The 19,467-nt window shown below is 74.0% G+C and carries 17 protein-coding genes and 1 pseudogene; 8 read left to right on the forward strand and 10 right to left on the reverse strand.

Annotated features, from left to right (window positions below; all coding sequences use genetic code 11):
* Positions 1 to 43: 43 nt before the first annotated feature.
* Positions 44 to 1,258, forward strand: coding sequence for an acyl-CoA dehydrogenase family protein (locus ABZY31_RS18345; RefSeq protein WP_356411385.1), 1,215 nt, complete (start codon positions 44 to 46; stop codon positions 1,256 to 1,258).
* Positions 1,258 to 1,737 carry a nitroreductase family deazaflavin-dependent oxidoreductase gene (locus tag ABZY31_RS18350; RefSeq protein WP_356411388.1) on the forward strand — a complete coding sequence of 160 codons (480 nt, stop codon included), beginning with the start codon at positions 1,258 to 1,260 and terminating at the stop codon, positions 1,735 to 1,737. The genes ABZY31_RS18345 and ABZY31_RS18350 overlap by 1 nt, the downstream gene beginning before the upstream one ends.
* Positions 1,738 to 1,860: 123 nt before the next feature.
* Here the strand turns inward: ABZY31_RS18350 and ABZY31_RS18355 are convergent, their stop codons facing one another.
* The gene (locus ABZY31_RS18355; RefSeq protein ID WP_356411391.1) at positions 1,861 to 2,508 is read right to left on the reverse strand and encodes a TetR family transcriptional regulator; all 648 of its coding nucleotides are present in this window, start codon (positions 2,506 to 2,508) and stop codon (positions 1,861 to 1,863) included.
* A gap of 376 nt (positions 2,509 to 2,884) precedes the next feature.
* Between ABZY31_RS18355 and ABZY31_RS18360 the strand changes: the two genes are divergently transcribed.
* The 3 genes from ABZY31_RS18360 (at position 2,885) to ABZY31_RS18370 (ending at position 7,004) form a co-directional block, all read left to right on the forward strand.
* Positions 2,885 to 3,667 carry a VOC family protein gene (locus tag ABZY31_RS18360; protein WP_356411394.1) on the forward strand — a complete coding sequence of 261 codons (783 nt, stop codon included), beginning with the start codon at positions 2,885 to 2,887 and terminating at the stop codon, positions 3,665 to 3,667.
* Positions 3,668 to 3,926: 259 nt separating this feature from the next.
* Positions 3,927 to 6,419 (forward strand): serine/threonine-protein kinase, encoded by a 2,493-nt coding sequence (locus ABZY31_RS18365; protein ID WP_356411511.1) that lies wholly within the window; start codon positions 3,927 to 3,929, stop codon positions 6,417 to 6,419.
* Positions 6,420 to 6,509: 90 nt separating this feature from the next.
* A complete protein-coding gene (locus ABZY31_RS18370; RefSeq protein WP_356411397.1) occupies positions 6,510 to 7,004 on the forward strand; it encodes a peptidylprolyl isomerase in 495 nt (164 codons plus the stop codon).
* A gap of 188 nt (positions 7,005 to 7,192) precedes the next feature.
* Here ABZY31_RS18370 and ABZY31_RS18375 read toward each other — a convergent pair.
* From ABZY31_RS18375 to ABZY31_RS18385, 3 genes and pseudogenes are all read right to left on the reverse strand, one after another.
* Positions 7,193 to 7,591, reverse strand: a pseudogene (locus ABZY31_RS18375) (SUKH-3 domain-containing protein); the annotation flags it as partial.
* Entirely contained in the window at positions 7,588 to 8,058 is a 471-nt protein-coding gene (locus ABZY31_RS18380) for an SUKH-3 domain-containing protein (RefSeq protein ID WP_356411400.1), read from the reverse strand. The pseudogene ABZY31_RS18375 and the gene ABZY31_RS18380, both read right to left, overlap by 4 nt.
* A gap of 35 nt (positions 8,059 to 8,093) precedes the next feature.
* Positions 8,094 to 8,585 (reverse strand): hypothetical protein, encoded by a 492-nt coding sequence (locus tag ABZY31_RS18385; RefSeq protein ID WP_356411402.1) that lies wholly within the window; start codon positions 8,583 to 8,585, stop codon positions 8,094 to 8,096.
* Positions 8,586 to 8,725: 140 nt separating this feature from the next.
* Here ABZY31_RS18385 and ABZY31_RS18390 point away from each other — a divergent pair, with 140 nt between their 5' ends.
* Positions 8,726 to 9,202, forward strand: coding sequence for a hypothetical protein (locus ABZY31_RS18390; RefSeq protein WP_356411405.1), 477 nt, complete (start codon positions 8,726 to 8,728; stop codon positions 9,200 to 9,202).
* Between the two features lie 17 nt (positions 9,203 to 9,219).
* Here ABZY31_RS18390 and ABZY31_RS18395 read toward each other — a convergent pair whose 3' ends face one another.
* From ABZY31_RS18395 to ABZY31_RS18405, 3 genes are all read right to left on the reverse strand, one after another.
* Positions 9,220 to 9,996: an enoyl-CoA hydratase/isomerase family protein gene (locus tag ABZY31_RS18395; RefSeq protein ID WP_356411408.1), complete on the reverse strand. Its 777-nt coding sequence runs from the start codon at positions 9,994 to 9,996 to the stop codon at positions 9,220 to 9,222.
* Complete coding sequence (locus ABZY31_RS18400; RefSeq protein ID WP_356411514.1) at positions 9,993 to 10,424, reverse strand: OB-fold domain-containing protein; 432 nt, start codon at positions 10,422 to 10,424, stop codon at positions 9,993 to 9,995. Before ABZY31_RS18400 ends, ABZY31_RS18395 begins: the two co-directional genes overlap by 4 nt.
* A gap of 91 nt (positions 10,425 to 10,515) precedes the next feature.
* Complete coding sequence (locus tag ABZY31_RS18405; protein WP_356411411.1) at positions 10,516 to 11,667, reverse strand: lipid-transfer protein; 1,152 nt, start codon at positions 11,665 to 11,667, stop codon at positions 10,516 to 10,518.
* A gap of 102 nt (positions 11,668 to 11,769) precedes the next feature.
* Here ABZY31_RS18405 and ABZY31_RS18410 point away from each other — a divergent pair, with 102 nt between their 5' ends.
* Positions 11,770 to 13,500, forward strand: coding sequence for a FadD3 family acyl-CoA ligase (locus ABZY31_RS18410; protein WP_356411414.1), 1,731 nt, complete (start codon positions 11,770 to 11,772; stop codon positions 13,498 to 13,500).
* 32 nt (positions 13,501 to 13,532) lie between these two features.
* Here the strand turns inward: ABZY31_RS18410 and ABZY31_RS18415 are convergent, their stop codons facing one another.
* From ABZY31_RS18415 to ABZY31_RS18425, 3 genes are all read right to left on the reverse strand, one after another.
* Positions 13,533 to 14,303: a class I SAM-dependent methyltransferase gene (locus ABZY31_RS18415; RefSeq protein ID WP_356411417.1), complete on the reverse strand. Its 771-nt coding sequence runs from the start codon at positions 14,301 to 14,303 to the stop codon at positions 13,533 to 13,535.
* Between the two features lie 155 nt (positions 14,304 to 14,458).
* On the reverse strand, positions 14,459 to 14,674 hold the full coding sequence (locus ABZY31_RS18420; RefSeq protein ID WP_356411420.1) for a hypothetical protein: 216 nt from the start codon (positions 14,672 to 14,674) through the stop codon (positions 14,459 to 14,461).
* A gap of 171 nt (positions 14,675 to 14,845) precedes the next feature.
* Entirely contained in the window at positions 14,846 to 17,953 is a 3,108-nt protein-coding gene (locus tag ABZY31_RS18425; RefSeq protein WP_356411423.1) for a BTAD domain-containing putative transcriptional regulator, read from the reverse strand.
* A 254-nt stretch (positions 17,954 to 18,207) separates the two neighbouring features.
* Here ABZY31_RS18425 and ABZY31_RS18430 point away from each other — a divergent pair, with 254 nt between their 5' ends.
* The gene (locus tag ABZY31_RS18430) at positions 18,208 to 19,425 is read left to right on the forward strand and encodes an amidohydrolase family protein (protein WP_356411426.1); all 1,218 of its coding nucleotides are present in this window, start codon (positions 18,208 to 18,210) and stop codon (positions 19,423 to 19,425) included.
* Positions 19,426 to 19,467 lie beyond the last annotated feature (42 nt).

The following is a 19,467-nucleotide window of genomic DNA, read 5'->3' on the forward strand; positions in this document are numbered from 1 at the left end:
GGCCTAACATGACGGCCCGTCAGATCTGGGGAGGAGCCCGACGATGGACGCCGCCTTCACCGCGGAGCAGGAAGAGATACGCCGCACCCTGCGCGAAATCCTGGGCAAACGCTGTGGTCCGGACGAGGTCAAGGCTGCCGTCCGCACCGACGCCGGATACGACCCGGACCTGTGGCGGCAGCTCGCCCAGGAGCTCGGGCTGCCGGGGATCGCCCTCCCCGAGGAGTACGGGGGCGTCGGCTGCGCCCCCGCCGACCTGGCCCTGGCCTGCGAGGAGACCGGGCGGGCGCTGCTGCCCTCGCCGCTGCTGGCCACCGTCGTGCTCGCCGCGCCGCTGGTCACCGCGCTGGGCAGCCCGGCCCAGCGCTCCGCGCTGCTGCCCGGTTTCGCCGCCGGAACGCTCACCGCGGCCCTCACCGTCCCCGGCGCCGCGCTGTCCACCGCGCTCGGTCTCACCGGCGACAACACCGCCGGTGAGTGGGCGGGCGGCGGCCGGGCCGGAGGGGTGCAGGCCCGCCGCCCCGAGGGTGAGGCGGGCTGGCGGCTGTACGGGGAGGCCGCCCAGGTCCTGGACGGTCACAGCGCGGACGTGCTGCTGGTCGCCGCCCATGCGGGGGGCTTCGCCCGCAGCCGGGCGCTGCTGTTCCTCGTACGGTCGGACGCGCCCGGGCTCGTACGCTCCCGGCAGCCGGCCCTCGACGAGACCCGGCCGCAGGCCCGCGTCCAACTGCGGGACACCCCAGCGGAGTTGCTCGGCGAACGCGCGGACGCGGACCCCGCGCAGGCGCTGGCCGCCGCCGGACGCGGCGCGGCCGCCGTCCTCGCCGCCGAGGCGGTCGGCGCGGCCGGACAGGCGCTCGCCCGGACCGTGGACCACGTGTGCACGCGCGAGCAGTTCGGCCGGGCGCTCGGATCGTTCCAGGCGGTCAAGCACCGGCTGGCCGACCTGTACGTCCGGGTGCAGGCCGCGCGCTCGGCCGCCTACTACGCCGCCTGGGACCCGGAACAGGGCGCGCTCGCACTCGCCCAGGCCCTGGAGGCGCTGCGCGTTACCGCAGGGGAGGCCATCCAGCTGCACGGCGGGACCGGCTTCACCTGGGAGCACGACGCGCACCTGTACTTCAAGCGCGCGGCGGCCGACGAACTGCTCTTCGGCCCCGTCCACCGGCTGCGCGCACACGCCGCCGAGCGGGCGGGCCTCTTCACCGCGCGCGGCGGGACCGCCGCGCACGACGACAGCGAAAGGGTGGCCGTCTGATGGCCCCGGCTCCCGGCGTCCGGCTGATGCAGAAGGTTTCCTCGACGCTCCTGTTCGCCAAGATCGCGCCGCACGTCATCCCCGCCCTGGACAAGGCGGTGCACCGGCTGACGCGCGGCAAGGTGATCCTCAGCGCGCAGATGCTGCCCGGCGTGATCCTCACGGCGAAGGGCGCCAAGACGGGTGAGCCGCGCACCACGCCACTCGCGTGCATGCCGGAGCAGGACGGGGTGAGCTGGGTCCTGATCGGGTCGAACTTCGGCCGCCCCGGCCATCCGGCCTGGACGGGCAACCTGATCAGGCACCCCGACGCCGAGGTGAGCTGGAAGGGCCGGGACATCGCCGTACGGGCCCGGTTGCTCCAGGGCGAGGAGCGCGCGGCGGCGTGGCGGGCGGCGCTGGAGTTCTGGCCGCCGTACGCGGCGTACCAGGCGCGCATCGAGCGCGAGATCCGGCTGTTCCGGCTGGAGCGGCGCTGATCGGGCCGGAGCGGGCGGAGCAACGAACTGGAGGGTGAGGGGAGTTGCCGGGCGGGCGCGGGGCCTGCGGGACGGGCGGCGGTGCGATGACCGCCGGGGCGGCGGACCCCGGGGGGTCCGCCGTTACCGGGTGGGCTTCTTGCCGGTGATGCCGAGGTGGACGAGCAGCGCCAGGTTCGGCTTCAGCTCGGCCTGCTTCACGCCCCAGGTCTGGAACCCCTTCTGGTGCGAGGCCACCGCGGCGAGCATCGCGACCAGGGAACCGGCCATCGCGGCAGGGCTGACGTCCTTGTCGACCTTGCCCTTCGCCTGGAGTTCCTTCATCGATTCGGTGAGGGAGTTGGTGACCGAGTTGAGGATCTTCATGCGGATCTTGTAGAAGCGCTTGTCGCCCTCGGCCGCGCCGAGGTCGACGACCCGCAGGATCGCGTCGTTGCGCCGCCAGAAGTCCAGGAATCCCTCGACGAGTTCCTCCGCGGCGGCCCAGCCGGCCTTGCCGACCCAGGCACGGCCCTCGACGAGCGCGGTCAACTGCGCGCCCTCGGTGGCCATTTCCTCGGCGATCTCCAGGACGGCACCTTCCACGTCCGGGAAGTACTGGTAGAAGGTCGCGGGGGAGGTACCGGCCTTGCGGGCGACGTCGATGACCTTGACGTCGCGGTACGGCGAGGAGCTGAGCATCTCGCTGAGGCAGTCGAGCAGCTTCTGCCGCGTCGCCTGGCCGCGCCGACCGGCCACGCGGCCGTCGACGGTGCGTACTTGTCCTGTCATGCCGTCAGCTTACCGAGGGGTGATCTGCGCGCGATTCGGCCGCCTGCAAATGGGGTTACGGGGTGCCTGGCCTGCGGGTACCGCGCCCGGGGGGCGAGATCCGGCCGCCCCCGCGCCGCAAGCCCGGCAAGGCGGTCCCGCGCCTGGGCCATCGGGCCCCGGCCGCCGGACACCTGCCCGGACGGCGTCCCCCGAATAGTCTTGTCAACAGGGTGTGGACAAGCCGAGGGGGAGATCATGGCCGGGAGGGCAGACTGCCTCATGGGCCGCATGCGGCCCATGACTCTCATGTGCGGCATGACTCTCATGCATCACATCGGGGGCGGGATGGTACGAGACCGTACGGCACCGTAGGAAAACGGAAGGAAGAGGGCCCATGGCCGCATTCTCGGAGGGCACGCCCTGCTGGGTGGACGCCTCCCTTCCGGACGTCGAGGCGGGCAAGCGCTTCTACGGGGAGCTCTTCGGCTGGACCTTCGGGAACAGCGCGGGCGCCACCTACGGCCACTACACGCAGGCCTACCACCGGGGCCGCAACGTCGCCGCCCTCGCCCCCAAGCCCGACGGCCGCATGCCCACCGTCTGGGGCGTCTACCTGCACACCGCCGACGTCTATGCCGCCGCCGCCCGGATCCGCGCGGCGGGCGGCCAGCTGGTGACCAACCCGGTGCCCGTGGGCCCGTACGGCACGGCCGCGATGGCCGCCGACCCCGGCGGCGCCGTCTTCGGGCTCTGGCAGCCGGGCACCCACGACGGCTTCGAGGTCCAGCAGGAGCCGTACTCGTACTGCTGGACCGAGCTGTACACGCGGGCCAGGGACGCCGTCGACGTCTTCTACGCGGACGTCTTCGGGTACGTCGCCCAGGACCAGGACGACGCGGGCACCGACTACCGCACGTGGTCCCCGCCCGGCACCGCCCCCGGCCCGGCCACCGCGGTCATCGGGCGCAGCCTGATCACCGACGCCTTCCCGGAGGCCATGCCCGCGCACTTCCTGGTGTACTTCGCGGTCCCGGACTGCGACGAGGCGGCCCTGACCGTACGCCGTCTGGGTGGCCGGATCACGGCGGATCCCTTCGATACGCCGTACGGCCGGGTCGCGGTCGTCGTCGACGACCAGGGTGCCGTCTTCGCCCTCCTTTCCGAGCCCCGGGACTGACGCGGGACCACAGTGCCGCCGGATCCGGGCCCGATCGGGGCGGACCGGGCGGCGCGCGTCGCCGCACGCGGGGCCCGGTGTGACGCAGCCGGTGCCGGAGCCTCGGCGGAGCCAGGGCCCGGACCCGGCGCGGGCCTGACAGAATCGGGACTGCGCGACCCCCGGGCGGTGTCCGGGAGTGAGACGCTGCACGGGGCCGGCGGGGACGCCGGCGGAAACGGGCCGTCGGAGGTCCGTACGGGGAGGTGTGAGGCGAGTGGTGGAGCAGCTGACGCAGCACGACCCGAGACGGATCGGCCCCTTCGAGGTGCTGGGACGGCTCGGCGCCGGCGGCATGGGGCTGGTCTATCTCGCACGGTCGGCGTCCGGACGCAGGGTCGCGATCAAGACGGTGCGCACCGAACTCGCCGAGGACCAGCTCTTCCGGGTGCGCTTCACCCGCGAGGTCGAGGCCGCGCGCGCCGTGTCCGGCTTCTACACCGCCGCCGTGGTCGACGCCGACCCGCGCGCCGCCGTGCCGTGGCTGGCGACCGCGTACGTCCCGGCGCCCTCGCTGGAGGAGATCGTCAACGAGTGCGGGCCGATGCCCGCCCAGGCCGTACGGTGGCTCGCCGCCGGGATCGCCGAGGCGCTCCAGTCCATCCACGGGGCGGGCCTGGTCCACCGCGACCTGAAGCCGTCGAACGTGCTGGTGGTCGAGGACGGGCCGCGCGTGATCGACTTCGGCATCGCCAGCGGGGTCTCCAACACCCGTCTGACCATGACGAACGTCGCCGTCGGCACCCCCGCCTACATGTCGCCCGAGCAGGCGAAGGACTCGCGGAGCGTCAAGGGGGCCAGCGACGTCTTCTCGCTCGGTTCCACCCTGGTCTTCGCCGCCACCGGGCACCCGCCCTACCACGGGGCCAATCCGGTCGAGACGGTCTTCATGCTGCTGCGCGAGGGCCCGAACCTGGAGGGGCTGCCGGACGAGCTGCGGCCGCTGATCGACTCCTGCATGCAGATGGACGCCCTGAACCGGCCGACCCCGGCCGACCTCCAGGCGCAGCTGGCCCCCCACCTCTTCGCGGTGGGCGAGGTCGGCGACGACAGCGGTACCGCCTCGGCCTGGCTGCCCACGCGGGCCGTGGCGATGATCGAGACCCGGCGGGCCGTGGGGCACCGTACGCCCGGCTCCGGTGCCGCGGCGCGCGCCGGCGCGGCAGCCGGTGCGGGTGCCGGTCACGGGCCCGGTGCGGGCGGCCGCGACGGGGCGGCCCGCAGCGCCGGTACGCACCAGCGGCGGCCCACCCCGCCGCGCGGGTCGGACCCCTGGGCCGACCCGCGGACCGGCCAGGCCCCGCCGCCGCGGCCGCAGCATCCGCCGATGGCTCCGCTGCCGGGCGAGCCGGTGCGGCTCGGCGGCTCGCCCGTGCCGATCGGGCCCGGGCCGCGGGTGTCCGTGGCGGCCCTGGCGGCTCCCTCGGGCCTGTCCTCCGTGGCCGGCGCGGACTCGGCGACGGGGTGGGTCCGGCCGCCCGGCGGGTCCTCGGCCGCCGCGTCCGTACCGCCGTCGCGGGGGGCCTCCGGCGGGCTGCCGGACACCGCCGGGGTGCCGCGTCCGGGCCCGGGTCCGGACGGCGGCCGCTGGCGGCCGTGGCGCTTCCGCATGTCCAACGAGGTCTGGGGCACGCCCACCGTCGCGGGCGACCTGCTGTACGTCACCTCCTTCGAGGTGCACGCCCTGGACGTGGCGAGCGGCCGCCGCCAGTTCAAGACCCGGGACGTCGCCTGGTCCATGGCCGTCTCGGACGGCCGCATCCACGCCTCCGACGGCCCCTCGCTCTACGCGCTGGACGCCGCCGAGGGCTCGGAGCGCTGGCGCCTGGCCACCGACTCCTGGGTGTACGCGCTGCGCGCCGACCGGGGCACCGTGATCACCGCGACGCGCGGGGGCGGCGTCCAGGCCTGGGAGGCCGCCAACGGCCGGAAGCTGTGGGAGCTGACCGGCGCCCAGACCGACTTCGAGACCCCGGAGGCCGCGCCCGCGCTGCACGACGGCACGGTGTACGTCTGGCAGGACGCGCGGCTGCGCGCGCTGGACGCCCGTACCGGCCGGGAGGCCTGGACGTACCCCGTGGGCGACGCGGCGTCCTGCGGGAACGTTCCCGTCCGCGTCACTCCGGCCGCCGACGGCAACGTCTACGTCGCGGCCGGCTCCCGGGTGCTGTCGGTGGACCGGGCCTCGGGCCGGGTCCACTGGCACTTCGAGGCCCCCGCGGTGTTCACGGCCCCGCCCGCCTTCGCGCCGGGACCGGCGGTGACCGGCGGCGGCGTGTACCTGGTGGACTACCTGGGCACCGTGTACGCGCTGGACGCCACCACCGGCAAGGACCGCTGGCGGATCGCCACCGAGCCCCGCCAGTCCCCGGACCCGGTGATCGTCGCCCACGGCAACGTCCACCTGGGCGCGGGCAGCGCGCTCTACACCCTGGACGCGGTCACCGGCACCCCCAAGTGGCGCTTCGCGGCGGGCGGCGAGATCACCGGTTCCCCGGCGGTCGCCGACGGCCGCGTGCACTTCGGGTCGGCGGACCACTGCCTCTACACCCTGGACGCGGCGGGCGGCCAGTTGCGCTGGAAACTGGCGACGGGCGGGGAGATCACCGGCTCGCCGGTGGCGGAGGCGGGCGTGGTCTACGCGTGCAGCAAGGACCGCTGCGTGTACGCCCTGGACGCGGCGAAGGGGACCGGTACGCGCACGGGCGCCTGACCTGCACGGGTGGCGCCCGCGCGGCGCGCGGGTGACGGACTGCGGCCCCGCCGGGTCGCGCGGCGCACCGGGAGTGACAGGATGGACCCCATGAGCAACGTTTACTTCGACATCAACATCAACGGCGAGGCCGCCGGCCGCATCGTCTTCAACCTCTTCGACGAGGTCGTCCCGAAGACCGCCACGAACTTCCGCGAGCTGGCCACGGGCGTCCACGGCTTCGGCTACGCGGGCTCCGGCTTCCACCGCGTCATCCCCCAGTTCATGCTCCAGGGCGGTGACTTCACCCGCGGTGACGGCACCGGCGGCAAGAGCATCTACGGCGAGAAGTTCGCCGACGAGAACTTCGACCTGAAGCACGACCGCCCGTTCCTGCTGTCGATGGCGAACGCCGGCCGCAACACCAACGGCTCGCAGTTCTTCATCACGACGGTCGTCACCCCGTGGCTGGACGGCAAGCACGTCGTCTTCGGCGAGGTCGTCGAGGGCTCGGACCTGGTCCAGAAGATCGAGTCCCTGGGCTCCCAGTCCGGCGCCACCAAGGCCAAGATCGAGATCGCCGCGTCGGGCGTCGTCGAGAAGTAGTCCCCCGGGGCCCCGAACCCCCAGGCACGCCGGCCCCGCCCCCCGAGGGGGCGGGGCCGACGCCGTGGCGCCCGCCCGGCTCCCGTCAGGCGAAGTAGCCGTCCGCGTCCTCCAGCGCCCCGCCCAGCAGGCGGCCGATGGCCTCGTGGGCGTCGGCGCCGGCGAAGTAACTTCCCCGTGTGTTCGCCGAGGACGTACGGTCCGGTGTGGTGGAGGTAGAAGAACCGGCCCAGGTCGTCCATGAGGACGATCCCCGCCTCGCCGTACTCGTAGCCGACGGGAAACAGTTTGCGCCCCACTTCGCCCGCCAGACCGGTGATGTCCTCGGCGTCCCCCTCATAACCGAGAGTGGGGTCCGCGACGAAAGCGCGTTCGGGTGCCAGGGGGAGCCGGAACGCCGGACCCGTGTACCGGCTCACGAACTCCCGCACCGCCTCCCAGGGCAGCAGCGGGAACCCCTGCCGCGCGGAATCCCGGACGCGGAGGCCGATGAGCCGGTCGGCCTCGGCGCTGTCGTGCCGGTCCGGATCCCATCCGTGGCCGCGCAGCCACGCCTCCACCACGTCCGGCGGTGCGGGGGGCCTCATGCCCCGTCCTCGGCGTCGGGCATGGGGGCGTTCCCGAGGCTGATGAAAGCCGCGTGCTTGTGGGCGCCCATGTACCGGTTGCCGGTCTCGTGCACGTAGAAGAACCGTCCTCGTTCGTCCATGAGGAGGCAGGACCCTTCGGACGTGTCATATCCGATGGGGAACAGCGCGACGCCGAGGGTTTCCGCCAGTTCCGACACCTCCGCGGGCTCTCCGTGCCACGTCTTCGCGGGTTCGAAGACGACCGAGTCGCCTCTCCGCCGACTGATGACCAGGCGGAGCGATCCGTGCTCCGCGAGGAACGCGGTGGCCGTCGGGAGGGGGCACAGGTTGACGCCCTCCTCGCGGTATGCGGCGATCGCCTGAGCGACGAGGTCCTGGACCTGGGGTCCGATGTCCCGGCCCGGATACCAGCCGTGCCGGCGGAACCAGGTGTCCACCTCGGCGGGGGTCGTCAGTTTCGGCACGGTCGGCATTCTCGCCGATCGGGCGGCGCCGGGGGCTACTGGTACGGGTCGCCGGGATCTTCGTAGCGGTCCGGCTGGTGCGGGGGCAGGGGGGCCGGGCGGTGGCGGGGGCGGCCGCGCATGAGGGCCGCGGCCAGGATCATGAGGGCGCCGCCCGCGAAGGCGTTCGCCACGCCCTGGCCGAGGCCCGTGCCGTCGCCGCCGACCGAGAGGCTGCCCACCGCCTGGCCCTGGCGGACCATCCACAGGACCGTGAAGCCGATCACGACAACCCCCGCGACGGCCATCACCACGCGCGAGCGGAGCACGATCGCGACCAGGGTGAGCAGGGCGGCGACGAGGAACGGCAGCAGGATCGAGGTCATGACCCCGGACTTGCCGGTGGGGTCGATGCCCGCGCCGGAGAAGAGGTCACTGAGGCGGTAGTCGCGGCCGTGCCGGCCGTCGTACCACGCGCGGAAGGGGCTCCAGAGGGCCGAGGCCGCTCCGATGAGACCCAACAGGGAACCGATTGCGTTGCGGATCAAGGCCCGGCCCTCCGGAAACGGGGGAGTGCGCTGTGGTCCCCGACGCTACGTCGGGTGCGGGCCCGCCGCATGCGGGGTCCGGCAGCCGGGGGAGGGGCCTGGTACCGTGGCGCGCCGTCGTCCAGGGGAGGGAGCGGGCCGTGCTGGCACGTCGTCTGAGGTTCGGGGCCGTCCTGGTCGCCGTGGTGTTCGCGCTGACCGGGTTTTCGACCGGGAAGCACAAGAGCAGCAGCGGCGGGCACGGCTGCTCCAGCTCCAAGTCCACCCACCGGACCAGCACCTCCGGTGGTACCAGCGGCAGTGGCGGCTCCGGGTCCAGCAGTACCCGGACGCCCAGCCCCTCGCCCACCCGGTCCGGACCGCCCGCCCACGCCGTGATCGTCAGCTGCGCGGGCCCCTCGTCGGCCGTCGCCACCGTCCGGGTGACCTCCGACGTCGACACGACCCGTACGGTCAACGTGCCGGTCGTCAGCCTGGCCGCGGGCGTCGCGGGCGAGGACTACGGCTCCGTCCGCGTCACGCTCGCGCCCCGCGAGACCAAGACCGTCAGCGTGCAGATGAACAGCCCGGGCGACGCGGCGAAGGTCCGCAGCTGCCGGGTCGGCCCCATCTCGTAGCGCCGGCCGCACGTGCCCTAGCGGACGCGGAAGTCCGCTCCCGGGCGGCGGGCCGCGAACAGGGCCGCCTGCCGCTCCGGCGGCAGGTTGCCGAGCGCGATCAGGTGCGGCGCCTGGGCCAGGGCCTGGGCCCGCGCCCCCTCCTTGGCCGCCCACAACGCCCGTACGGTCCCCTGCACGGCCTCCGTCGGGAAGCCGGCCAGGGTCCGCGCGGCCCGCTCCGCCGCCGCCATCAGCTCCGCGGGCTCCGCCAGCTCCGAGACCAGGCCGATCTCGTGGGCCCGGCGCGCGGAGAGCCGTTCGGACGTGCCCATCAGCGACATCCGGGCGACCTCCCCGAAGGGCATCCGCTGCGCCATGTAGATCGCCTCGTACGCGCTGACCATGCCGTAGCTGGTGTGCGGGTCGAAGTACGTCGCGGTGGTCGAGGAGATGATGAACTCCGCCTCGCCCAGCAGGTAGAAGGCGCCCCCGCACGCCATGCCGTTGACGGCGGCGATCACCGGCTTCCACAGGTCGTTGGCCTTGGGCCCGATCGCGGTCATCGGGTCGTCGATCGAGTACGGCGACGCGGGCTGCGGGACCTGCGCCGAGCGGTCGATCCCCGTACAGAAGGCGGCGGACCCGGCCCCGGTCACCACCACCGCCCGCACACCCTCGTCGAACCGGAACTCCCGCCACAGCGCGCCCAGTTCGGCTGCCGTCTCCAGGTCGACCGCGTTGTGCCGCTCCGGCCGGTCGAGGGTGACGACGGCGACCCCGGCCGCCCCGTCCCGGTCCACGCGCAGGCTCACGACTTCTCCAGCAGCCAGCGGGGCACGCTCACACCGTCCTGCTCCGTGAACGCCACGTGCACGCGCGCCCCGATCCGCAACCGCGCCGGATCGAGGGAGTCCAGCGGGGCGTCGGGGGCCGTGACCAGGTTCCCGGCGAGCCGGATGTGCGGGGCGTCGGCCAGTTCGACCAGGATCACGTTGTACGGGGCCTGCGCGGCGTAGGCGGGCAGCAGCGGCGGGTGCGGGCGGACGTACGACCACACGCGCCCCCGGCCGCTCATCAGCCGCCACTCGCTCTCGAAGGACTGGCAGTGCGGGCAGCAGGGGCGGGGCGGGAAGCGGAGCTTGCCGCAGCCGGGTGCGGCGCAGGCCTGGACGCGCAGCTCGCCCCGGGCGGCGTACTCCCAGAACGGCGCGCCGTCCTCGTCGGGGACGGGCAGCAGCAGCCCCTCCGCGGGGGCGGAGGAGGGTGCGGTCGCGGTGGCGGAGGGCAGCGGTGCGGACGCGGCCGCGGAGGCGGTGGTGGTCATGGGGCGGTCAGCTCCTCAGCAGGATCGCGGACGTCGGGACTCCCTCGCCCGCCGTCACCAGGCAGGTCGCGGCGTCCGGCACCTGGGCGGTGGAGATCCCGCGCAGCTGCTTGACGCCTTCGTTGATCAGGTTGAAGCCGTGGACGTAGGCCTCGCTGAGCCCGCCGCCCCCGGTGTTGATGGGCAGGCGGCCGCCGATCTCCAGGGCCCCGCCCTCCGTGTAGGCGGCGCCCTCGCCACGCCCGCAGAAGCCGTAGCCCTCCAGGGAGAGCGGGATGAGGGGGGTGAAGGCGTCGTAGATCTGGGCGACGTCCACGTCCTGGGGTCCGAAGTCGGCCTGCTTCCACAGGTGCCGGGCGGCGGTCCAGGCGGGGCCGGTCAGCGGGTCGTCGTTCCAGTAGTTGACCATCCCGTGGTGCTGCGCGGGCAGGCCCTGGGCCACGGAATGGACGTACACGGGCTTCTGCCGGCAGTCCCGGGCGCGCTCGGCCGAGACGATCACGCAGGCCAATGCCCCGTCGGTTTCGAGGCAGTTGTCGAAGAGGCACAGCGGTTCGCTGATCATCCGCGCCGTCATGTAGCTCTCGCGGGTCATCGGGCGCTCGTACATCATCGCGGCGGGGTTCTGGTTGGCGCGGTTGCGGCAGGCCAGGGCCACGTTGAAGAGGTGGTCGCGGGTGGCGCCGTACTCGTGCATGTAGCGGCGGGCCAGCATGCCGATCTCGTCGGCCGGGCGCAGCAGGCCGAAGGGGCGGGTCCACTGGCCGGGGGTGGGCAGCTGGACGGCGGTGTTCTTCCAGGGCCGCGGGCCGGAGCCGCGCTTGCGCGAGCGCCAGGCGACGCCGACGCTCGCCTGGCCGGTGGCGACGGCGGCGGCGAGGTGGCCGACGGTGGCGCAGGAACCGCCGCCGCCGAAGCCGACCTTGGAGAAGAAGGTCAGGTCGCCGGCGCCGATGGCCTTGGCGACCTCGACCTCGTCGGTCTCCTCCATCGTGTAGGAGGCGAAGGCGTCGACCTCGGAGGGGGCTATCCCCGCGTCCGCGAGTGCCGCGAGAATGGCGCGGCAGGCCAACTCCTTTTCGGTCTGCGGGAGTTGTTTGGCGAAGGCGGTCTGCCCGATGCCGACTATCGCCGTCGCGTCCTTGAGCGTTGCCGCCATCGCCACCTCCGGGTGCGCCAGTACTGACAGCCGCGAAGGGTACAGCTAATCTGACGAACAGTCAGCTACGGGAGCTGTCGGTTCGCGGGTGAGGGGCGTGCGATGGGCGAGGAAGCGGCGGAAGAGCACCTGCGCGGGGCCGGGCGGGCGCGCGGCGCGGGGTGGGAGGCGGGCGAGGAGCCTGCCGTGGCCGGGCGCGAGGAGGCCGCCGCGCTCGTGGCCGCCGAGGACGGCCGCGGTGACCTGCGCTGGGGGACCATCGCGGCGCTGGTCCGGGACGCCGCCGCCCGGTTCGGCGACCGCGAGGCCGTCGTCGACGGCCGCGTCCGGATCGGCTACGCGCAGCTCGGCGAGCGCGTCGAACGCGCCGCGGCCGCCTGCATCGCCGCCGGCCTGGAGCCGGGCGACCGGGTCGCGGTCTGGGCCCCCAACACCCTGGAGTGGATCGTCTCCGCGCTCGGCGCGGTCTCGGCCGGCGCGGTGCTCGTCCCGCTGAACACCCGTTTCAAGGGCGCGGAAGCGGCGTACGTCCTGGAGCGCAGCCGCGCCCGGATGCTCTTCGTCACCGGCACCTTCCTCGGCACCTCCTACGTCGCCTCCCTGCGCCGCGCCGCGGCCGACGGCCCCGGCCGCGGGCCGCTGCCCGGCCTGCCCCACCTGGAGCACGTCGTCGTCCTGGCGGAGGACGCCCCGGAGTCCTTCCGGACCTGGAAGGACTTCCTCGCGGGCGGCGACGGCGTCACCGCCGCCGCCGTCCGGGCGCGCGCCGACTCGATACGCCCCGACGCCCCCTCCGACATCATCTTCACCTCCGGCACCACCGGCAGCCCCAAGGGCGCGGTCATCACGCACGCCCAGACCCTGCGCTGCTACCTGGTGTGGAGCGAACTGGCCGGGCTGCGCGAGGGCGACCGCTACCTGATCGTGAACCCCTTCTTCCACACCTTCGGGTACAAGGCGGGCATCATCGCCTGCCTGATGCGCGGGGCCGTGATGGTGCCGCAGCCCGTCTTCAACGTGGACACGGTCCTCGCCAACGTCGCCGCCGAGCGGATCTCGGTCCTGCCCGGCCCGCCCACCCTGCACCAGTCGATCCTCGACCACCCGGCCCGCGACCACCACGACCTCTCGGCGCTGCGCCTGGTCGTGACCGGCGCCGCCGTCGTCCCGCTGCGGCTCGTGGAGCGGCTGCGCGGTGAGCTGCGGATCGGGACGGTCCTGACGGCGTACGGACTCTCCGAGGCCAGTGGCATCGTCACCATGTGCCGGCGCGGCGACCCGGCCGAGAGCATCGCGGCCACCTCGGGGCGGCCCATCCCCGGGACCGAGGTGATGATCGCCGACCCGGAGGGGCGTGCGCGGGCGGCCGGGGAGGCGGGCGAGGTGTGGGTGCGCGGCCACCACGTCATGCGCGGGTACTTCGAGGACCCGGCGGAAACCGCGCGGGCGATCACCCCCGAGGGCTGGCTGCGCACCGGTGACGTCGGGGTGCGGGACGCGGACGGCAACCTGCGGATCACCGACCGGATCAAGGACATGTTCATCGTGGGCGGCTTCAACGCCTATCCCGCCGAGATAGAGCAACTCCTCGGCCTGCACCCGGACATCGCAGACGTCGCGGTGATCGGCGTACCGGATCCGCGGCTCGGCGAGGTGGGCCGCGCGTACGCGGTGCGCCGCCCCGGTTCGACGCTGACCGCCGACGACCTGATCGCCTGGTCGCGCCGGGAGATGGCGAACTACAAGGTGCCGCGCTCGGTGGAGTTCGTGGCGGAGCTGCCGCGCAACGCGAGCGGCAAGGTGCTGAAGACGCAGCTGCGGGCGCGGGCCTGACCGGGCCGCAACGCCCTGCCGCCATACGGTCCTTACTGGCCTTCGGCCGCCGCCGTACGGTCCTTGCGGGCCAGCACGAGCCGCCAGTTCGGGCTGCCGTCGCGCGGGCGGCGCCCGAAGTGCTCCAGCGGCGCCGTCTCCACCGTGAAGCCCGCCGCCGCGAGGTCGGTCCGGACCCCGCTCAGCGGGAAGGTCCGGTAGTACATGACGAACGGCGGCCGCCACACCGCGTTGCGCACCCGCATCACCGCGTCGAAACCGGCGGTGGCCCACCAGGCCGCCGAGGCGAGGGGGAACGGCGCCCCGATCGGGAAGGCGAAGAGCCCGCCGGGGCGCAGCGCGCCGTGCACGGAGGCGAAGAGGGCGGGCCGCTCGGCGGGCAGGAAGTGGCCGAAGGCGCCGAAGCTGACCGCCAGGTCGTAGGAGTCCGCGAAGCCCGCGGGCAGCTCCCGGACGTCGGCCCGTACGAACTCGGGCGCGAGCGGGCCCCCGTCCCCCGGATGGGCCGCGCGGGCCCGGGCCAGCATGCCGGCGCTCAGATCGACCCCGGTCACCCGCTCCCGGCACAGCCGCCGCAGCATCCCGGTCCCGGCCCCCGTGCCGCAGCACAGGTCCAGTCCGGCGCCGAAGGAACCCCTGCCCCCGCACCGGGCGAGCGTCTCCTCGACGGCGTCGAGCATCCGGTCCGGGGTGCGGAAGGGCGTGTGGTCGAAGGTGGGCGCCAGCAGGTCGTAGCCCCGCTCGACGGAGGACAGGGCCTGCACGGCCAGCTCGCGCACGCTGGGACCCTCGGTGGTGAACACGTGCTCAGCGTAGTACCGGCCCGGCTGCGGACATGGATACGCGGTGGTCGCGATGGCTCCCCCTCCGGGCCACCGCGACCACCGTCCCCCGTACCTTCGTCAGTCCCTGCCCATTACCCCCTGTGACGGGTGGGGACCGGACGTGTGAGCGCCCCTTACGGGCGGGGTCCCGACGCGTGGTTGTCCATCGTCTGGAGTTCCTCGCCCGAGGCGTGGTTGTCCGCGGGCTTGGCTTCGGCGCCCGAGGCGTGGTTGTCGAGCGGCTTCAGCTCACCGTCGTCGGTCAGCGGCAGCAGGCCGGCGGTGGCCGGTGCCGTGGGTACGGCGGTCACGTTCGGCACGTTCGGCAGGGCGTTCTCGTTCGTCGTCATCGCGCACTCCTGATGATGGGTCGGGCCCGTTCGGCGATTCCCCCGCGACCGCCGAACGGGTGGTCCAGCGACCCGTCCGCTCCCCCGATGCGACGAGTCGATGTACTCATGGTGGCGGGTGGCGATAAACGAACGATGAACGCCCCGTTCATCGCCGCCCGGCGCCTGCGGTCACGCGGCGATCGCCGAGGCCAGCAGGGCCCGTACTTCCGTCAGTTCGGGCGAGCCCAGCTGCTCGAAGACGGTCTCCGCGTCCCGCCAGCACACCCGCGCCCGGTCGGTCTGCCCCAGGCTCCGCAGCGCCTTGCCCAGCACGGTCAGGACGGTCGCCCGGCGCCACTCGCCGCCGATCCCGCGCAGCGCGATCGCCTGCTCGGCGTGCGAGGCGGCGAGCGTGGGGCGGCGCGCGGCCAGGTGGGCCTCGGCGAGCCGGAAGTGGGTCACGCCCTCCCACAGCGGCTGGCGGTTCTCGTGGAACAGCGAGAGCGCCTCGGTGAGCTGCTCCTGGGCGTCCTGGAGCCGTCCGGCCTGGGTCAGGGCGATGCCCAGGGCGTAGCGGCCGTTGGCGAGCCGCAGGCTCAGGCCCATCCGGTCGTAGATGGCGATGCCCTGCCGGGCCAGCTCTATGGCGCTGGGCAGCCGCCCGATCTCCACGTGGATGCGGGAGAGGTTGCACAGGGCGCTGGCCTCGCCGACGTGGTTGCCGTCGGCGCGGAAGTTGTCGATGGCCTCCAGCAGGAAGCGCTCGCCGTCCGCGTAGCGGCCCTGGTGCAGGGCGATGATCCCGCGGTCGTTGGGCGCCCAGCAGCTGGGCAGCGGGTCCTCGGCGGCCTTGGCCAGGGCGTGGGCCCGGCGGGCCTCGTCGTCCGCCGCGGTGAAGCGGCCGGCGATCAGGTGGACGGTGGTGAGGGTGGTGCGGGCCCGGCCCTCGGCGCGCGGGTCCCCGGCGGCGCGCGCCGCGTCGCGGACGGCTCCGGCCGTGGACTCGTACTGCTTGGAGTTGGCGCCCGATTCGGCGAGGTCCTTGGCCGCCCACAGCAGGTCCACGGCCCGCCGCAGCGTGCCGCCGGGCCGGCCGCCGGGCCCGCCGTCGGGCCCCCCGCCGGACGCGCCGTCGTGCCCGCCGCCGGGGGCGACCGCGCGGATCGCCGCCTGGCGCACGCACGCGAGGACGGTGTCCGCCTCGGCGTACAGCCAGTCCAGCGCGGCGCGCGGCTCGGTGAAGTCCCGTCCCGGGTAGCGGGTCGGGGACAGGTGGGCCACGAGGCGGTCGCCGGGGCGCTCCAGCGCGTACACGCGGGAGGCGGTGGCGAGGTAGAAGTCGAGGAGCCGGTCCAGGGCGGCGGTCCGCTCGCTCGCGGGGTGCTCGTCGCGTTCCGCGCACGCACGCGCGTAGAGCCGGACGAGGTCGTGGAAGCGGTAGCGGCCGGGGGCGGCGGATTCCAGCAGGGAGCAGTCGACGAGGGCCTCCAGCAGGTCCTCGGTCGTGTGCTCGGGCCGGTCGAGCACGGCGGCCGCGGCGCGCAGCGAAATGTCGGGGCCGTCGGCGAGGCCCAGCAGCCGGAAGGCGCGCTGCTGGGCGGGCTCCAGCTGGCCGTAGCCGAGCTCGAAGGTGGCCTTGACCGCGAGGTCACCGGCCTGGAGCTCGTCCAGGCGGCGGCGCTCGTCGGCGAGCTTCGCGGCGAGGACGGACACGGTCCAGGTGCGGCGGGCGGCGAGCCGGGAGGCGGCGATGCGGATCGCCAGGGGCAGGAAGCCGCAGGCCCCGACGACGTCGAGGGCGGCCTGGCGCTCGGCGCCGACCCGCTCGGCGCCGACGATCCGGGTGAACAGGAGCAGCGCTTCGTCGGGGCTCATCACGTCGAGGTCGACGAGGTGGGCGCCGGCGAGCCCGGCCATCCGGACCCGGCTGGTCACCAGCGTGGCGCAGCCCGCGGTGCCGGGGAGCAGGGGGCGCACCTGGGCGGCGTCGCGCGCGTTGTCGAGGAGGACCAGGACGCGGCGGCCGTCGAGGGTGGAGCGGTAGAGCGCGGCCCGTTCGGCGGGGGAGTCGGGGATCCGGGTGTCGGGGGTGCCGAGCGCGCGCAGGAAGGCGCCGAGGACGGCTTCGGGCTCGACGGGGCGGGCCTCGGTGCCCTGGAGGTCGACGTAGAGCTGTCCGTCGGGGAAGTGCGGGCGGGCGGCGTGTGCGACGTGCACGGCGAGGGTGGTCTTGCCGACCCCGCCGATGCCCGCGAGCGCGGAGACGGCCATGACCTGGCCGTCGGCGCCCGCCAGGACCCGGCCCAGTTCGGTGACGAAGGCGGCGCGGCCGGTGAAGTCGGGCACGGTCGCGGGCAGTTGCGCAGGGCGGACCTGGGCGGGGACGGCGGCCGGCGCCGGATCGGCGGCGCGGGCGAGTTCGGCGTCGGCGCGCAGGATCCGCTGCTGGAGGGCGGCGAGTTCGGGGCGCGGGTCGACGCCCAGCTCGTCGGCGAGGAGGCGGCGGGTGTCGGCGTAGACGGCGAGGGCCTCGGCCTGGCGGCCGCTGCGGTAGAGGGCGAGCATGAGCAGCTCGCGCAGGCGCTCGCGCAGCGGGTGGGCGGCGGTGAGCGCGGTGAGTTCGGAGACGGCCTCGGCGTGGCTGCCGACTTCGAGGTCGAGGTCGAGGCGGGTCTCCAGGAGCTGGAGGCGCCATTCGCCGAGCCGCACGCGTTCGGTCTCGGCGTAGGGGCCGGGGACCCCGGCGAGGGGTTCGCCGTCCCACAGGTCCAGGGCCCGGTTCAGCAGGGTGCGGGCCAGGGGGCGGTCACCGGCGGCGCGGGCCTTGTCGGCGTCGGTGCTGAGGGCGCGGGCGACGCCGAGGTCGAGGGCGGCGCTGGAGCCGAGCCGGATGGCGTACCCGCCGGACTCGCTGACCAGCAGCCCGGTGTCGAGCACCTTGCGTAGCCGGGACGCGTAGGTGCGGATGGCGGCCAGCGCCTGCGGGGGCGGGTCCTCGCCCCAGATCGCGTCGATCAGCTCGGGCGCGGTGGCGGTGCGGCCGTCGCGCAGCAGCAGCGCGGCGAGCAGGGCGCGCTGCTGCGGACTGCCGGAGGAGAGGGCCTCGTCGCCGCGCCAGGCGCGGATGGGGCCGAGTACGGCGAACCGAGAGCCGGGCGCGGACGTGTCCCCGGAGGGGGTCGCGGCCGGCCGGGCGGGGGCGGCCCGGCGGGCGGCCTCGCGGGCGCTGTCGGCGGCGGCCTCGCGGGCGGCCTCGGGGGAGGCCTGGCGGGCGGTCTCGGGTGCGGTCGGTGTCACGGGAGCCGGTTCCGGTTCGGGCGGGGCGGGCGGAGGGGGTACGGCGGACCGGGCTGCCGCGGCGCCGGGCCGGGATGCCTCGGGGTGGTTCCGCTGGTGCGGGATGGCCGGCATTCCGTCCATCGTCGTCCCCCCTGCCTTCCGTCGGTGTGGTGGCCAGTCTGCCCTGTCTTGCGGTGGCACGTCAGTCCGCCGGGGACCGATCGCCGTCCAACTAGCTGACGCATCGTCAGATCAACGCTACCGTGGTGCTCATGGAGACCTTCCCGAAGATCATCTCGGTGGACGACCACACGGTGGAGCCGCCCCACGTCTGGCGGGACCGGCTCCCGTCCAGGTACCACGACGTCGGCCCCCGCGTCGTCCGTGCCCCCCTCAAGGAAATGACCTTCCTGGGCGGCAAGTTCGCCCCGGTCATGGGCGCCAAGGGCGACGACGGGCCGATCGGCGACTGGTGGGTCTACGAAGACCTGCACCGGCCGCTGACCCGACTGGACACGGCGGTCGGATACGACCGCGACGAGATCAAACTGGAAGTCATCACCTACGAGCAGATGCGTCCGGGGTCCTTCTCGGTTCCCGAACGCCTCGCCGACATGGACGTCAACCACGTCCAGTCGGCCCTGTGCTTCCCCACCTTCCCGCGGTTTTGCGGGCAGACCTTCACCGAGGCCAAGGACCGCGACCTGGGGCTCCTCGGCGTCCGGGCCTACAACGACTGGATGGTGGAGGAGTGGTGCGGCCCGCTCGCGCAGGGCCGGCTGATCCCGCTCACCCTCATCCCGCTCTGGGACGCCGAACTCGCCGCGGCGGAGGTCCGGCGCAACGCGGCGCGCGGGGTGCGGGCGGTCGCCTTCTCCGAGATACCGCCGCACCTGGGCCTGCCGTCCATCCACACGGACGCGTGGGACCCCTTCCTGCGGGCGTGCGACGAGACCGGCACGGTCATCGCCATGCACATCGGCTCCTCGTCGAAGATGCCCTCGACCTCGGCGGACGCACCGCCCGCCGTCGGATCCACGATCACCTTCGCCAACTGCTGCTTCTCCATGGTCGATTGGCTGATGAGCGGCAAGTTCGAGCGCTTCCCGAACCTGCGGATCATGTACGCGGAGGGCCAGATCGGCTGGATCCCCTACATCCTGGAGCGCGCGAACGTGGTCTGGGAGGAGAACCGCGGCTGGGGCGGCGTCGCCGACAAGGTGCTGCGGCCGCCGTCGGAACTCTTCGCCGAGCACGTCTTCGGCTGCTTCTTCGACGACGCCTTCGGGCTGAAGAACCTGGACGCGATCGGCGTGCCGAACGTCCTGTACGAGACGGACTACCCGCACTCGGACTCCACCTGGCCCAAGTCCCGCGAGGTCGGCGAGGGCCAGATGGGCCACCTCGCCCCGGACGTCGTGGAGCGCATCGTCCGCGGCAACGCGATCGACCTGCTGGGGCTCTCCCCCGAAGGGCTGTGGGTGGCTTAGGGGGCGCCGTCCCGGGTATTCGGTGACCGCCTCCGCCACCTC

Origin of the sequence: Streptomyces sp. NPDC006529 (assembly GCF_040611795.1) — a bacterium.
In the GTDB taxonomy this organism is placed as follows: domain Bacteria; phylum Actinomycetota; class Actinomycetes; order Streptomycetales; family Streptomycetaceae; genus Streptomyces.

What these genes read in the sequence shown, in the direction of transcription:
- ABZY31_RS18345 (WP_356411385.1), top strand. Translation starts at nt 44, where the DNA reads ATGGACGCCGCCTTCACCGCGGAGCAGGAAGAGATACGCCGCACCCTG.
- ABZY31_RS18350 (WP_356411388.1), top strand. Translation starts at nt 1,258, where the DNA reads ATGGCCCCGGCTCCCGGCGTCCGGCTGATGCAGAAGGTTTCCTCGACG.
- ABZY31_RS18355 (WP_356411391.1), bottom strand. Translation starts at nt 2,508, where the DNA reads ATGACAGGACAAGTACGCACCGTCGACGGCCGCGTGGCCGGTCGGCGC.
- ABZY31_RS18360 (WP_356411394.1), top strand. Translation starts at nt 2,885, where the DNA reads ATGGCCGCATTCTCGGAGGGCACGCCCTGCTGGGTGGACGCCTCCCTT.
- ABZY31_RS18370 (WP_356411397.1), top strand. Translation starts at nt 6,510, where the DNA reads ATGAGCAACGTTTACTTCGACATCAACATCAACGGCGAGGCCGCCGGC.
- ABZY31_RS18405 (WP_356411411.1), bottom strand. Translation starts at nt 11,667, where the DNA reads ATGGCGGCAACGCTCAAGGACGCGACGGCGATAGTCGGCATCGGGCAG.
- ABZY31_RS18410 (WP_356411414.1), top strand. Translation starts at nt 11,770, where the DNA reads ATGGGCGAGGAAGCGGCGGAAGAGCACCTGCGCGGGGCCGGGCGGGCG.
- ABZY31_RS18420 (WP_356411420.1), bottom strand. Translation starts at nt 14,674, where the DNA reads ATGACGACGAACGAGAACGCCCTGCCGAACGTGCCGAACGTGACCGCC.
- ABZY31_RS18430 (WP_356411426.1), top strand. Translation starts at nt 18,208, where the DNA reads ATGGAGACCTTCCCGAAGATCATCTCGGTGGACGACCACACGGTGGAG.